Source organism: Streptomyces sp. NPDC026538, assembly GCF_055567535.1.
In genome coordinates, this window is the sequence record NZ_JBVHQG010000017.1 from 60918 (window position 1) to 74624 (window position 13707).

Annotated in this window: 12 protein-coding genes; 3 read left to right on the plus strand and 9 right to left on the minus strand. The window is 70.9% G+C overall.

Annotation, left to right across the window (positions count from 1 at the left end; all coding sequences use genetic code 11):
- Positions 1-19 precede the first annotated feature (19 nt).
- The 4 genes from ACZ4N4_RS43180 to ACZ4N4_RS43195 form a co-directional block, all read right to left on the minus strand.
- Complete coding sequence (locus ACZ4N4_RS43180; RefSeq protein WP_351735532.1) at positions 20-160, minus strand: SCO1431 family membrane protein; 141 nt, start codon at positions 158-160, stop codon at positions 20-22.
- 95 nt (positions 161-255) lie between these two features.
- Positions 256-1635, minus strand: a complete 1380-nt coding sequence (locus ACZ4N4_RS43185) for a peptidase C39 family protein (protein WP_467599575.1) — start codon at positions 1633-1635, stop codon at positions 256-258.
- Between the two features lie 179 nt (positions 1636-1814).
- The gene (locus ACZ4N4_RS43190; protein WP_467599689.1) at positions 1815-3269 is read right to left on the minus strand and encodes an amino acid permease; all 1455 of its coding nucleotides are present in this window, start codon (positions 3267-3269) and stop codon (positions 1815-1817) included.
- A 142-nt stretch (positions 3270-3411) separates the two neighbouring features.
- Positions 3412-4362 (minus strand): hypothetical protein, encoded by a 951-nt coding sequence (locus tag ACZ4N4_RS43195; protein WP_467599578.1) that lies wholly within the window; start codon positions 4360-4362, stop codon positions 3412-3414.
- Positions 4363-4566: 204 nt separating this feature from the next.
- Here ACZ4N4_RS43195 and ACZ4N4_RS43200 point away from each other — a divergent pair, with 204 nt between their 5' ends.
- From ACZ4N4_RS43200 to ACZ4N4_RS43210, 3 genes are all read left to right on the plus strand, one after another.
- Positions 4567-5259 (plus strand): uridine kinase family protein, encoded by a 693-nt coding sequence (locus ACZ4N4_RS43200; protein WP_467599581.1) that lies wholly within the window; start codon positions 4567-4569, stop codon positions 5257-5259.
- A 429-nt stretch (positions 5260-5688) separates the two neighbouring features.
- Entirely contained in the window at positions 5689-7548 is a 1860-nt protein-coding gene (locus ACZ4N4_RS43205; RefSeq protein WP_467599583.1) for an AAA family ATPase, read from the plus strand.
- A gap of 110 nt (positions 7549-7658) precedes the next feature.
- Complete coding sequence (locus ACZ4N4_RS43210; protein WP_467599586.1) at positions 7659-8225, plus strand: hypothetical protein; 567 nt, start codon at positions 7659-7661, stop codon at positions 8223-8225.
- Between the two features lie 88 nt (positions 8226-8313).
- Here the strand turns inward: ACZ4N4_RS43210 and ACZ4N4_RS43215 are convergent, their stop codons facing one another.
- The 5 genes from ACZ4N4_RS43215 to ACZ4N4_RS43235 form a co-directional block, all read right to left on the minus strand.
- Positions 8314-8727: an SRPBCC family protein gene (locus ACZ4N4_RS43215; RefSeq protein ID WP_467599589.1), complete on the minus strand. Its 414-nt coding sequence runs from the start codon at positions 8725-8727 to the stop codon at positions 8314-8316.
- Positions 8724-9743: an aldo/keto reductase gene (locus ACZ4N4_RS43220; RefSeq protein ID WP_467599592.1), complete on the minus strand. Its 1020-nt coding sequence runs from the start codon at positions 9741-9743 to the stop codon at positions 8724-8726. The genes ACZ4N4_RS43215 and ACZ4N4_RS43220 overlap by 4 nt, the downstream gene beginning before the upstream one ends.
- A gap of 82 nt (positions 9744-9825) precedes the next feature.
- Positions 9826-10608, minus strand: coding sequence for an aldo/keto reductase (locus ACZ4N4_RS43225; protein WP_467599692.1), 783 nt, complete (start codon positions 10606-10608; stop codon positions 9826-9828).
- A gap of 502 nt (positions 10609-11110) precedes the next feature.
- A complete protein-coding gene (locus tag ACZ4N4_RS43230) occupies positions 11111-12196 on the minus strand; it encodes a hemolysin family protein (protein ID WP_453576526.1) in 1086 nt (361 codons plus the stop codon).
- Positions 12193-13521 carry a hemolysin family protein gene (locus ACZ4N4_RS43235; RefSeq protein WP_453576523.1) on the minus strand — a complete coding sequence of 443 codons (1329 nt, stop codon included), beginning with the start codon at positions 13519-13521 and terminating at the stop codon, positions 12193-12195. The genes ACZ4N4_RS43230 and ACZ4N4_RS43235 overlap by 4 nt, the downstream gene beginning before the upstream one ends.
- Positions 13522-13707 lie beyond the last annotated feature (186 nt).

Here is a 13707-nt window from a genome sequence, read left to right on the forward strand (position 1 = left end):
GGTCGGGTTGTGGGTCAGGTCACAGCAGCCCGAGTTGGGTCACCAACATGGCGATGACCACGACAAGGGTCCAGCCCATGACGTGTTCCAGGACCTTCGGGCCGTCGTCCTTGGGGCCGCCGGTACGGGCACGGGCGGCGGTGGTGGAGTGCGTGGTCATGCCGTCCACCATGCCACCGATTGCGGCTTTTGCGGCGGAGAGCTTGGTCACAGGAAAGCGGCCCCCGTCCGTCCGGGGGCCGCCGTCGTGCCTGGTCAGCGCACGCCCACCGCCGCGAGCGCCTTGAGCTGGCTCGGGGTCGGGCAGGCCGGGAAGTACAGGTAGCAGACGCCCCCGGTGCCGGAGGCGACCTTGCCGGAGGCGTTGTACCGCTTGGTCCGCAGCCAGATATTTTCGAACTCCCGCCGCAGATAGACCCGGCGGACCGCGTCGTCGTCGGCCGAGCACGGGTCGTTGGCGATCACGTCGCCGTCCGCGGTGAAGCCGATCACCGTCATGAGGTGCCCCGAGGTGCCGTAACCGGCGCCCGTCAGCTCGCTCGCCAGGAACGACTGGGACGTTATGGCCGGGATGCCGGCCGCGATCAGCGTCTCCAGGTCGGTGAGCGAGCCGAGTCGCGTTATCACGCCCTGCAGGTCCTTGTAGGTGGACGCGTAGGCGGCGTTGAACGGCCAGTTGCCGCAGCCCGCGTACTGGTAGTCGTAGGTGTAGCGGGCCGCGTGGCAGACCTGGGGGTCGGCGTACGCCGGGTCGACCCAGGCCAGTTGCTCGGGCGTGAGCCGGCCGCCCCAGTACTCGACGATCATCTGCGAGGAGGTGGGGCTGCACCAGGCCTCGCCGCCGTTGTCGTACTCGGGGTACTGGCCCTTGTGGATCTCCTGCGAGTAGCGCGGGACCTTCAGCTCCTGGGCCAGCCCCGGGACGGAGGCCGGGACGGTGAAGCGGTCCGGGATGTCGGAGCCCATGGCGCCGAGCCGCCAGACGGTCGGGGTGAGCTTGGTGCCGGGCCTGCGGTAGAGGGTCAGGCGCAGCTGGTACGAGGTCAGACGCAGGCCGGTGGTGGCGTCGTCGATGGCGAAGGTGTCCGTCCAGATGGTGCTCCTGCCGTCCGTCTGGCCGTCCACCGAGGTCCGCCTGATGTCCTGGTCGCCGGCCGCCCAGCGGCCCATCACGTACCAGGGGGTCGCGGTGCCGTCGGAGTAGGTGCCGTGCAGTTCGACCTGGATCCAGGTGCCGGCCGGGGTGTCCGCGTTCCAGGAGGCGATGGTCTCGGTGGCGGGCACGGTGAGCCGGCGCACCGGGCCGGTCCAGGTGCCGTACTCCCAGCCGGCGGTGGTGCCGGTGTGCGGGTCGGTGTAGGAGGTGGTGCCGGCGGGGGTGCCGATCACCACGCCGGGACGGCGCCCGGAGACGGCCCGGACGCCCTTGGCGGTGCCGGTCCGCCAGTCGCTGTAGGTGGTCCACGAGTGGTAGTCGACCGGGCGGGTCCGGGCCCGGCCGGTGTCCTCGGTGTCGGTGTCCGACGCCGCGGCCGCGGGGACCGCCGGGACCACTCCCTGGGCGACGGCGGCCGCCGCGACGGAGGCCGCGGCGGCCAGAACTGTTCTGCGGGAGGGCTGTTCGGCTCTGCTCATGGGTGGAAGACCCCCAGGTGTGCGCGACGCGGCTGGTCCGGTGCGCCAACTATGGAGCAGGGGGCATGCCCCTGCCAGCACTTCAGCCCATGCCACGCCCACCAATATTGGTCTCGTCCGCTGAAAGGGCCCCGGCGCCCAGCGCCGGTGCCCCTCCACCGGGGCCTCCCGCACCGCCGTCAGATGAGGTCCATCGCGGCGACCTCGTCCGGGCGGCCGTAGCTGACCGGACCCTGGAAGCGGCGGCGGGCGGTGGCGAACCACCAGGCGGTGGCCACGACCAGGACGACGGCCAGGGCGATCGGCGCGTAGTTGAAGGTGTCGACGGTGATCGGCGAGGCCTGCGGCAGCATGAACAGGACGCTGCTCAGCAGGATCCAGGTGACCGCCAGCCAGCCCACCGGCCTGCTCCAGCGGCCCAGGTTCCACGGCCCCGGCTGGAACTCGTCGCCCAGGCGCAGCCGCAGGAACACTGGCACGGCGTAGGCGAGGAACAGCCCGACGACGTTGACGCTGACGATCGCGGTGAACGCCGTGTGCGACCACCAACCCGGCACGATCAGGGCGAGGGAGCAGGCCACCGCGAGCCATACGGCCTTGACGGGGGTACGGGTGCGGGGCGAGACCGAGTGCCACAGGTGGGAGCCGGGCATGGCGCCGTCCCGGGAGAAGGCGAAGATCTGCCGGGTGTTGCTGGTGAGGTTGGCGAGACCGCAGAAGAGCATGGCGCCGATGACGACGAGCAGCATCGCCTTCGCCCAGCCCATGCCCAGTCCGTCGATGAGAATCTGGACGGGCGGCGCGGAAGAGCTCGCCACCTTGTCGTAGTCGCCGATGCTGTACACCAGCGCGAGCATCAGGACGAGACCCGTGATCGCCGAATAGCCGATCGAGCGGATGATCCCCCTGGGGGCGTTCACGGTCGCCCGGACCGTTTCCTCGGACATGTGGAAGCTGCCGTCGAAGCCGGTGAAGGTCCAGCTGGTGACCAGCAGGCCGAGCATGCCGCCGTAAAGACCGTTGGTGAAGCCGGTGTTGTTCACGAAATGCGTCACGAAGGATGCCGACTGATGCTGGGCCGGCATCACGATCAGTGTGCTCACGATCACCACGAGTCCGATCAGCAGCCACCACACGGAAATGCGGTTCAGTACGGCGACGAGCTGGACGGTGTACGTGTTGGCGAGCCCCTGGACCACGATGACCAGGGCCGTGATCAGGACCGTCTGGTGGGCGGTCGGGGTGTACGAGGACCACTGCAGGGCGATGAAGGCCTGGATGAAGGTGGCGGCCGCGTATCCGGTGGCCGCGGTACCGCCGATCTGGCCCACGAAGTTCAGCCAGCCCGTGTACCAGGACCAGGCGCCCTTGTGGCGTTTGGCGAGTTTACCGGCCGAGAAATACAGCGCGCCGCTCGTCGGATAGGCAGAGGCGACTTCCGCCATGGCTGCACCGATGCACAGCACCATCACGCAGACGCCGATCCAGCCGAACACGAGAATGCGGGGGCCGCCCGCGTTCATACCGAATCCGAAGGACGAGAAGATCCCGGAGAGAATATTGATGATGGTGAAGGAGATAGCGAAATTGTCGAACGCCTGGAATCGGCGGGTGAGTTTCCGCGGATAACCCATCGCGTGCAGGGTCGCATCGTCGTCGAGGGCGACGGGGTCCGCTGTGCGTTCTGACACGTACCGGCCTTTCTCTCTGTGAAGGTCTCTCTGTGAGGTCTGCGAGGTCTGCGAGGGTCTCTCTGCGAGGTCTGTGGAGGTCTCTCTATGAGGGGGTGGGCAGGCCGCAGGCTCGGCGGGCCCGGGAGAGCTGCTCGGCGGGCTCTCCGAAGACGCTCCAGGGCATCCGTGAGGCGTACCGCCCCATGGCCGTGAAGACCGCCCGGGCCTCGAACTCACACTGGGCCATGACCAGGGCGTGCGCGAGGTAGGCCAGGTCGAGCACCGGGGTGAAGCGGTAACCGGCGGCCGCGGGCTGCCAGTTGTGGTAGATCGACAGTGCGGTGGCGCGCCACTGCGGCTGTTCCCAGACCCGCTCGGCGAGCAGTTGGGTGGGGTTGTGGCTCTCCACCAGCGCGACCAGGGGCAGCAGCCGTATCGCCGAGTCGGCGGGGGCCCGCTGGGCGAGGAAGGCGGCGACGTCCCAGGCGGCGTTGACCGAACCGCCGTAGCGGGTGAAGAAGAAGGACAGGAAGCGGTGGTGGGCCTCGCGGTGCCAGGGGTCGAGGGCGAGCGTGTGCGCGAACAGCCGCCAGGGGCCGGGCGGCGAGGTCAGCAGGCCGCTCGGGGCGGGGTCGTGCGGGCGGTGCAGCCGGGCCATGGCCAGCTTGGCGGCCCAGGGTGTGGGATCGGCGGGGTTCATGGCGGAGGCCCGGTCGCAGGCGGCGAGGGCGATCCGCTCCAGCGCCTCGGCGCGCTCGTCGCCGGCGTCGGCCGCCCGGATCGCCCGCTGCACGGCCACCCGGGCCCACATCAGCGCGGACTCGGGGCTCGGCTCCTCGGCCAGCCAGCGCTCGACCAGGTCGGTGCCGGCCGCCTCGGAGGCCAGGACCAGGGATCGGTGGGCGCGCAGGGCGAAGTCGGCACGGGTCTCGGCCAGGGCCTCGCGGGCGCTGCGATATCTCCCGGCGCGCACATCCACGCAAACACCCGCGAGCAAGCGGTCATCGGCCGCCGGATGCCATACGTACTGCCCCTCGAATAACTCCGCGGCCATCTTCCCCTGTCCGTCCCCGTTCGACGCTTCGCAGTCGCGCAGAAGGCACCCTACTCAGCGGCGGACGCACCGGGAACGTCCGATTTCGACATATCGGTCAGCGGGTCGGAAATATTAACGGGGACGCCGGAGAACGGCTCGAAATTAGTTCAAGCCGCTACTTTCCGGAGGCCGTAAACGCCCGCTATGCGCCGCACTACTAGAATGTTTCCGGAAAACACCCCACACCGCGCGACACCACACCACACAGCACCTCAGCACACCCCGGGAATCGTCATCCACCGCCTCGCCATCGCGCTCCAGAGCCTGCCGCCCTCCTGCGGCCCGGTCCGTCTCGTCGCCGTCGACGGGCACGCCGGCTCCGGGAAGACCACCTTCGCCGGGCGGCTGGCCACCGCGCTGGGCGGGGCGCCGGTGCTCCATCTCGACGACATCGCCAGCCACGAGGAGCTGTTCGCCTGGACCGGACGGCTGCTGACCCAGGTGATCGAGCCGCTCGGCCGCGGCGACACCGCCCACTACAGGCCCTACGACTGGCGCGCCCGCGCCTTCGGGCCGCCCCGGCCGCTGCCGCCGGCCCCGGTGATCCTCGTCGAGGGTGTCGGCGCCGGGCGTCGGGCGCTGCGCCCGTTCCTGGCACGGCTGCTGTGGATGGAGATGCCGTCGGAGGAGTCCTGGACCCGGGGCAGGCTGCGGGACGGGACGGAACAGCGGGACTTCTGGGTCGAATGGGTCAGGGCGGAACACGCGCACTTCGCCGAGGACCCCTCCAGGCCCTACGCCGACCTCTTGGTAACACAGTCACAGAAGGGGTACGAGGTACTTCCGGGACAGGAGAACACCGTTGGACCGGACCAGTCGGTCACCCACCGTGATGGGCCGTCGGCGGTGTGCTGAACTTGTGAAGACGCGCCCGTAAGAAGTTGCCTCAGTACCTCAACTCGGCTTGACCCAAGGGCCGTACAGGACTTACGTTCTGAATGAGCGGCCCTAGGGAGCCGCCCCACAGACGCGAGGCCCCCGGTTGTTCCCCCGTGATCGGGGGCTTCGTTCTGTCCTTTACCCCTTTTGTGTGCGCCGCGTGCGCTTTCTCGCTCACCCTCGGTCACCGAGCGACGTGCGCCCGGTCTGCTCCCAGCTCGCCAAACGGCCTGTGCGGCACCCTTCGGGGGCGGTGGAACCGCAGGTACGATGCCCTCGGTGCGACCTTCGAACGGCTGCTTCGCGCATCTGCAACTCCGGTCCGCGGCACAGCGGTTCGACCAACGGCGGCCATCGGGGGGAGCCCGGGGGCCAACCACGGGGGCACGGTTTGTGGGGGACGTGATGGAATTCGGCACGCAGGGCCTCGAGGCCCCGGCCGACCTCGCCTGGGTGCGAGGCGTGGACGCCTACACGATGGGCGCCTATCCGCAGGCGGAGGAGGAGTTCCGGGCCGCGGTACGGATGGATCCCGGGATGGCCGACGCCTGGCTCGGACTGCACGCGCTGCGCGTCGACACGACGACCGCGCTGCTCAGAATGTTCCGCCACCGGGACCGCTTCGGCGATCAGCGCGCCCGGCACCGCCGTGCGCTCAACTCCTGGTACTGGCTGGGCTGGTGGGTGCAGCCGGTCCTGGAGAACCCACGCGATCTGCTGCTTGCCCATGCTTCCCACTGGCTGGACGGCCGGCACGTCCCGGAACTCGACCGGGCCCTCGCCGGGCTGCCGCCCGTGGACGCCGACCCCCAGGTCCGCTTCCTGCACGCCTGCCGGGCCTATCTGGTCAAGGACTGGGAGCAGTTGGTACGGCACACCGACCCGCTCCTCGACGATCCCATGCTGGGCATCGAGGCGGGCCTCTTCGGCGGCATGGCCCGGGTCCGCCTCGAAATGTACGGCCAGGCCGAACCGTTGCTGTCGGCGGCGCTGATGCGCTGCCGCAGCGAGCAGCCGCAGCGCAAGGAACTGCGCTACTGGCTGGCGCGGGCGCACGAGGGCACCGGGCGCAGCGCCGCCGCGCTCCCCCTCTACCGGGCCGTGCACCGGGTCGACCCCGCGTTCATGGACACCTCGGCGCGGCTGGCCGCGATCGCCGAGGGCGACGGGTACGACGACAGCGCCGACCTCGCTGCGATCACGCTCACCGGCGCCGGTCAGGACGTCGTGGACGGGCCGGACATGCTCGACCCGCTCTTCGGCGCGGAAGGTCGCGATCTGCGGTTCGGGGAGGCGGAGCCGCCGGCCGGGGCGATGCCGTCGGTGGTCGATCCGGCGGTGCGCGAGAAGGTCGCGCCCTCGCCTCCGCTGCCGGCCGGGCCGACCGACCCCGCGTTACTCGAGGAGGCGCTCGCCGAGCTGGAGCGCATGGTCGGGCTTGAGCCCGTGAAGCGGCAGGTCAAGGCGCTGTCGGCACAGTTGAACATGGCCCGGCTGCGGGCCGGTCAGGGGCTGCCGGTGCAGCCGCCGAAGCGGCACTTCGTCTTCTCCGGGCCGTCGGGCACCGGGAAGACCACCGTCGCCCGGATCCTCGGGCGGGTGTTCTACGCGCTGGGGCTGCTGGGCGGCGACCACCTGGTGGAGGCGCAGCGGGCCGATCTGGTGGGCGAGTACCTCGGCCAGACCGCCGTGAAGGCGAACGAGCTGATCGACTCCGCGATCGGCGGGGTGCTGTTCGTGGACGAGGCGTACTCGCTGTCCAACTCCGGCTACGGCAAGGGGGACGCGTACGGCGACGAGGCCCTGCAGGTGCTGCTGAAGCGGGCCGAGGACAACCGCGACCACCTGGTGGTGATCCTGGCCGGCTATCCGGAGGGCATGGACCGGCTGCTGGCCGCCAACCCCGGTCTCTCCTCCCGTTTCACGACCCGCGTGGACTTTCCCTCCTACCGGCCCCTGGAGCTGACCTCGATCGGCGAGGTGCTGGCCACGGAGAACGGTGACGCGTGGGACGAGGAGGCGCTGGAGGAGCTGCGGTCGATCGCCGGGCACGTGGTCGACCAGGGGTGGATCGACGAGCTGGGCAACGGGCGGTTCCTGCGGACGCTGTACGAGAAGAGCTGTGCGTATCGGGATCTGCGGTTGTCGGTGTATCCGGGGGTGCTGTCGCGGGACGACCTGGCGACGTTGCGGCTGCCGGACCTGATGCAGGCCTACGGGGAAGTGCTGTCGGGGCGGGGGCCGCAGGATCCGGCCGGTATGTAGGTGCGCGTCTCCTGCGCTACCGCTCAGGCACCGCCCGGTCGGCGTGCCCTGCCAGGTGGCGGGAGACGTACCGGGTCGAGGGGGATGCCGTGGTGGGCGAAGAAGGACCGATGCCGCAGGCCGGTCTGTTCGAGCTGGAGACCGTCGTGGTGGGGCAGCCGAAGCGGTCATGGTGGCGCAGATACACGGGGCCAGGCCTGGTCCTGTCCACCGCGACGGGGACCCCGCTCGGCCACGTCACGTACACCGACGACGCGCACTCCGTCCTCACCGGGACGTCCGGCGAGTTCATCGTCCGTATCGAGCAGTTCGGACCGGCGCGGTTCCGCTTCGTCGATGCCGCGGACCGGGAGGTCGGCACCGTCGATGCCCATGGACTCGTCAAGTCCCGCCGACTGGGCCTCCGGACGGAGGGGGGACGCCGGCTCCTCCTCGCGCGGCCTGGCCTCCTGTACGCCGAGTGGCATCTCACGGAGACCGATCCGGAAGCAGGCCCGGCGCCGGAGATCCTCGGCCGGGTCACGGTGAGCACCATCGACTCGTGGATCGGGTTGCAGCAGTACGTGGTCGAGGTGGACGCCCGCCTGGACGCCTCCGATCGGCGGACCGTCGTCGCCTCGGTCGTCTGTCTGCACCTGCTCCGCCGGCCTCCGGGTGACACGGCCACGCCGGTGTGAGCCGCGCCCCGCCGCCGCGGCATGCCTGACCGGGAGGGCCGGGATCGCCGGGATCCCGGCCGCTCTCGGCAGCCGGCGCCCGCCCCGGTCAGGCGGCGAGGGTCTCCGCCAGAGCGGCCAGGCCGTCCCGGTAGATGCCCTCGAAGAGCGCGGTCGCCTCGGCGTCGGTGACACCGTCCGCGGTGAACGTGCCCGACCACTCCACCCGGCATCCGTCGCCGCCGCGGTCGACGACCTGCAGCGTGGAACGGTAATCCGTGACGGGGAAGGGGGCCTGCTCGATCGAGTAGGTGTAACTGCGGGCTGTCTCGTCGAAGGCTTGGAGGCGTTCGACGATGACGGCGCCCTCGGCGTTCGTCAGCGTGCGCAGCCGGCCGCCCTCGCTCGACCGGCTCCGCGTGATGTACGGCAGCCAGTCGGGCAGGGCGTGGAAGCCGCCGATGAGCCGCCAGACCCGGTCGGCGGACTGCCGCACGTCGAGGGTGGCGCGGGCGGCGGTCACGAGGCGTCCTTCAGGGGTACCGGCGCGTCGTGCGCGATGATCTTCTGCTCGCGCAGGGCCTTCCAGAAGCCGTACGGGACGGGCTCGACGAGCGCGGCGAGGTCCTCGGCGATACGGCTGGGCCGGGTCGCGCCGGGAATGGCCGCGGCGACGGCGGGGTGGGCCAGCACGAACTGGAGCGCGGCGGACTTGATGCCGATGCCGTGCTGCTGCGCGAGCACCTTGATCCGGCCGACCTTGTCCACGATGTGCGCGGGCGCCTCGGCGTACTCGAAGTGGCTGCCGCCGGCGAGGATGCCGGAGCTGTAGGGGCCGCCGACCACGATGTCGACGTTCTGCCCGGCCGCGGCCGGCAGCAGGCGCTGGAGGGCGCGCGAGTGGTCGAGCAGCGTGTAGCGGCCGGCCAGCAGGAACGCGTCGGGCTGCGGCTCGTCCAGGTCCAGCGTCATCTCCAGCGGCTCGACCTTGTTGACGCCGAGGCCCCAGGCCTTGATGACGCCTTCGTCGCGCAGGCGGGTCAGGGCGCGGAAAGCGCCGGTGCGGGCGCTCTCGTACACGCCGACCCAGTCGTCGCCGTAGAAGTCCTGGGCGACGTCGTGCACCCAGACGATGTCGAGGCGGTCCGTCCTGAGGCGCTTCAGGCTGTCCTCGACGGAGCGCAGCGTCGCGTCCGCGCTGTAGTCGTTGACCATCTTGTTGGGACGGCCGTGCTCGAACAGAGCGCCCTTCTCGCCGAGTTCACGGCTCGCGGGGTCCTCGACCTCGTCGAGGACGACCCGGCCGACCTTGGTGGACAGGACGTACTCGTCGCGCGGCTTGTCGGCGAGGACCTCGCCGAGCCGGATCTCCGCCAGTCCCGCGCCGTACAGGGGCGCGGTGTCGAAGTAGCGGATGCCCTGGTCCCAGGCGGCCTGCACGGTGGCGGCGGCCTCGTCGTCGGGAATGGCGCGGAACATGTTGCCGAGCGGTGCGGTGCCGAAGCCGATACGGCCCGGCAGGAGGGAGCGGATGCTCATGGTGGTGCCTCAATCTGCGTTGCCGCGTGGGGGGTACGAAGCGGGGGCGTCGTTGGTGGTGGGGTGTCGGCCCGGGTGCCGGCTAGTTGAGGGTGTCGGGGTCCGGGCCCGTGCGCAGGCCGCGGTCGAGTGCGGTGAGCGCGTCGATCTCCTGCGGGCCGAGCTCGAAGTCGAACACGTCGAAGTTCTCGCGGATACGGGTCTCCGTGACCGACTTCGGGATGACCACGTTGCCGATCTGCAGGTGCCAGCGCAGCACGACCTGGGCCGGGCTCTTGCCGTGCGCGGCGGCGATCGCGGTGACCGCCTCGTCATCGAGGACGGCGCCCTGGGCGAGCGGGCTCCACGCCTCGGTGACGATGCCGTGCCGGGCGTGGAACTCGCGCAGCTCGGCCTGCTGGAGGCCCGGATGGAGCTCGATCTGGTTCACGGCCGGGACGACGGCGGCGGCACCGAGCAGGCGCTCCAGGTGCGAGGGCTGGAAGTTGGAGACTCCGATGGCACGGGTGCGCCCGTCGGCGTACAGCTTCTCCAGCGCACGCCACGTGTCGAGGTACAGGTCGCGGGCCGGGGTCGGCCAGTGGATGAGGTACAGGTCGACGTGGTCCAGGCCGAGCTTGTCCAGGGAGGCGTCGAAGGCCGCGAGCGTGGTGTCGTAGCCCTGATCGGTGTTCCACAGCTTGGTGGTGACGAACAGCTCGTCGCGGGCGATGCCGGAGTCGGCGAGCGCCTGACCCACGCCGCGCTCGTTGCCGTAGATCGCGGCCGTGTCGATGCTGCGGTAGCCGGCCCGCAGGGCGCCGGCGACGGCGGCGGTGGTCTCCTCGTCGGGGACCTGGAAGACACCGAAGCCGAGCTGCGGCATGGTGACGCCGTTGTTGAGGGTGACGGCGGGGATGGAGGTCACGAAGTTCTCCCTGTCCTTGTCGATCACACGGGTCGCCAAAGGCGCCGGGGGCGATCGTCCGTGGGTACGTAGTCGATGGTCCGTGTTGTTCGTCGTCGGCGCGCGGCCAGTGGTGCGCGGCGACGGGCGGCCGCCCGTGGCCGGAGCGCGGACTGCGCGGCGGCGGCGCGGGGTGCGGCCCAAGCCTGCGGCGACGTCGGGCAGCAGGCCTTCCTTGACGAATTCGGGGGTGCCGAAGACACGACCACAATAATTGCAGACGCCGGTTAATTGCAAACGCGGCATACCTGCGTGCGCCCAAGGAGGGGGTGGGTGGCTGTTCGGGCTCGCGCATGCCCTGACGGCAGCGCTCATGGGCGGCCCGACGTCGGTACCTCCACCACGTCGAGGCGCGGTGCCCCTGGTGGGACGCGGGGAGCCGCGTGACCGGCCGTCGCCGGGACGCGGCTCCCCGTGATGCTCAGCCCACCGCGACTTCCTCCGGCTCGCCGCTGGCCCGGGGCTCGGGCGGCCTGGTCGGCCGTTCCTCCCGGTGTGCCGGGTCCGTCACCTCGCCCACCAGCAGTTCCAGCACGTCCTCCAGCGCCGCCAGCCCCAGGACCCTGCCGTGGCCGTCGGCCACCTGCGCCAGGTGCGTCGCGGCACGGCGCATCACCGTGAGCGCGTCGTCGAGGGGCAGCTCGGCCCGCAGGGTCGTCATCGGGCGCCACAGCTGCTGCGGCACCGCCCGGTCCGAGTCCTCCAGGTCGAGTACGTCCTTCACGTGCACGTAGCCCATGAACGCACCGGACTCGGCGGAGACCGGGAAGCGGGAGTAACCGGTGCGGGCGGTGAGCTCGACGATCTGCCCCGGGGTGACGGACGGAGGGACCGTGATCAGGGACTCGCGGCGCAGGAGTACGTCCGTCACCGGGCGGGAGCCCAGTTCCAGCGCGTCCTCCAGCCGCTCCTGCTCCTCCGGATCGAGAAGGCCCGCCTGGCCGGAGTCCTCGAGCAGCCGGTTGAGCTGCTCGCTGGTGACGACGGCCTCGACCTCGTCCTTCGGCTCTACCCGGAACAGCTTCAGGATGCCCTGGGCACAGGCGCCCAGGGCGACCGTGATCGGCCGGCACACACGGGCGAACGCCACCAGGCCGGGGCTCAGCCACAGCGCCGCCTTCTCGGGCGCCGCCATCGCCAGGTTCTTCGGCACCATCTCGCCGATGACGAGGTGGAAGAAGACGACTCCGGCCAGCGCGATCACATAGCCCAGCGGGTGGATCACGCCCTCGGGCAGGTGCACGGCCTCGAACACCGGCTCCAGCAGGTGCGCCACGGTCGGCTCGGCCACCGCGCCCAGCGTCAGCGAGCAGACGGTGATGCCGAACTGGGCCGCGGCCATCATCTGCGGGAGGCGTTCCAGGCCGTAGAGGACCTGGCGTGCCCTGGCCGTGCCCAGCGGTTCGATCTGGCTGCGGCGGACCGAGACCAGGGCGAACTCCGCGCCCACGAAGAAGCCGTTGGTGAGCACCAGCAGGGCGGCGAAGACCAGTTGGAGGACGCTCATCGGACGGCCTCCGCGACGGCGGGGGCGGTGCGGACCAGGCGGACCCGCTCGGCGCGGTAGTGGCCGACCCGGCGGACCGACAGCCGCCAGCCGGGCAGCTCGGCCCGGTCGCCGGGCGCCGGGATCCGGCCGAGCAGGTCGGCGACCAGGCCGGCGACCGTCTCGTACGGGCCCTCGGGCACGTCGAGGCCTATCCGCTGGAGGATGTCGACGCGGACACTGCCGTCGACGTCCCAGGCGGGCTTGCCGTCCTGCGGCGGGGCGGCCGCGAGTTCCGGCGCGTCCGGGCTGTCGTGCTCGTCGCGGACCTCGCCGACGAGTTCCTCGACGATGTCCTCCAGGGTGACCACCCCGGCCGTACCGCCGTACTCGTCGACGACGACCGCGATGGGCTGCTCGGAGCGGAGCCGGGCGAGCAACGGCTGGACCGGCAGGGTCTCGGGGACGAGCAGCGCCTTGCGGGCGATGCGCCCGACGGGAGTGCGGAGCCGGTCGTGGACCGAGACCGCCAGGGCGTCCTTGAGGTGGGCCATGCCGACGATCTCGTCGATCTTCTCCCGGTAGACCGGGAAGCGGGACAGGCCGGTGGCCCGGGTGAGGTTGACCACGTCCTCGGCGGTCGCCGAGTCCTGGAGCGCGCTGACCTTCACTCGGGGGGTCATGACGTGCTGCGCGGTCAGCTCCCCCAAGGACAGGGTGCGGACGAACAGGTCCGCCGTGTCCTGCTCCAGCGCGCCGGCCTGCGCGGAGTGCCGGGCCAGCGAGACCAGCTCGCCCGGGGTGCGGGCGGAGGCCAGTTCCTCGGCGGGTTCGACGCCGAGGGCGCGGACGAGCCGGTTGGCGACCGTGTTCAGCGCGGCGATGACCGGGCGGAACAGGCGCGAGAAGCGGGCCTGCGGGCCGGCGACGAAGCGCGCGACCTGGAGCGGCTTGGAGACCGCCCAGTTCTTGGGCACGAGTTCGCCGATCACCATCTGGATCGCCGAGGCCAGCAGCATGCCGATGACGACCGAGACACCGGAGACGGCGCCCTCGGGGAGTCCGATCGCGGTGAACGGGCCGCGCAGCAGCTCGGCCAGTGCCGGTTCGGCGAGCATGCCGACGACCAGGGAGGTGATGGTGATGCCGAGCTGGGTGCCGGAGAGCTGGAAGGACAGTTCCCTCAGCGACTCGACGACCGTACCGGCGCGCTTGTCGCCGTCGGCGGCGGCCTTCTCGGCCTCGGGTCGCTCCACGGTCACCAGGCCGAACTCGGCGGCCACGAAGAAGCCGTTGGCGAGGATGAGCAGGAACGCGGCTGCCAGGAGCAGCAGGGGGGTGGTCATGATGCCGCCGCCTCCGCATCGTCGCGGACCTCGAATGGGGGGTCCGCGGTATGTCGGGAGGGGGCGGCGCAGGTACTACAGGACGATCCGTCCATCGCCGGAGAGGGTCACTCCTCGGGTAGCAGGAACCCCTGTGCGCAGGGCGCGCGACAGGGGTGGAGGCGGGACGTGAAAAGCCTCCGCCAA

Bases quoted from the DNA above. Each gene is read 5' to 3' on its own strand.
- ACZ4N4_RS43230 (WP_453576526.1), bottom strand. From the start codon at position 12,196: ATGAGCGTCCTCCAACTGGTCTTCGCCGCCCTGCTGGTGCTCACCAAC.
- ACZ4N4_RS43185 (WP_467599575.1), bottom strand. From the start codon at position 1,635: ATGAGCAGAGCCGAACAGCCCTCCCGCAGAACAGTTCTGGCCGCCGCG.
- ACZ4N4_RS43220 (WP_467599592.1), bottom strand. From the start codon at position 9,743: ATGAGCATCCGCTCCCTCCTGCCGGGCCGTATCGGCTTCGGCACCGCA.
- ACZ4N4_RS43235 (WP_453576523.1), bottom strand. From the start codon at position 13,521: ATGACCACCCCCCTGCTGCTCCTGGCAGCCGCGTTCCTGCTCATCCTC.
- ACZ4N4_RS43195 (WP_467599578.1), bottom strand. From the start codon at position 4,362: ATGGCCGCGGAGTTATTCGAGGGGCAGTACGTATGGCATCCGGCGGCC.
- ACZ4N4_RS43200 (WP_467599581.1), top strand. From the start codon at position 4,567: ATGTTTCCGGAAAACACCCCACACCGCGCGACACCACACCACACAGCA.
- ACZ4N4_RS43205 (WP_467599583.1), top strand. From the start codon at position 5,689: ATGGAATTCGGCACGCAGGGCCTCGAGGCCCCGGCCGACCTCGCCTGG.
- ACZ4N4_RS43180 (WP_351735532.1), bottom strand. From the start codon at position 160: ATGACCACGCACTCCACCACCGCCGCCCGTGCCCGTACCGGCGGCCCC.
- ACZ4N4_RS43210 (WP_467599586.1), top strand. From the start codon at position 7,659: ATGCCGCAGGCCGGTCTGTTCGAGCTGGAGACCGTCGTGGTGGGGCAG.
- ACZ4N4_RS43190 (WP_467599689.1), bottom strand. From the start codon at position 3,269: ATGGGTTATCCGCGGAAACTCACCCGCCGATTCCAGGCGTTCGACAAT.
- ACZ4N4_RS43225 (WP_467599692.1), bottom strand. From the start codon at position 10,608: ATGCCGCAGCTCGGCTTCGGTGTCTTCCAGGTCCCCGACGAGGAGACC.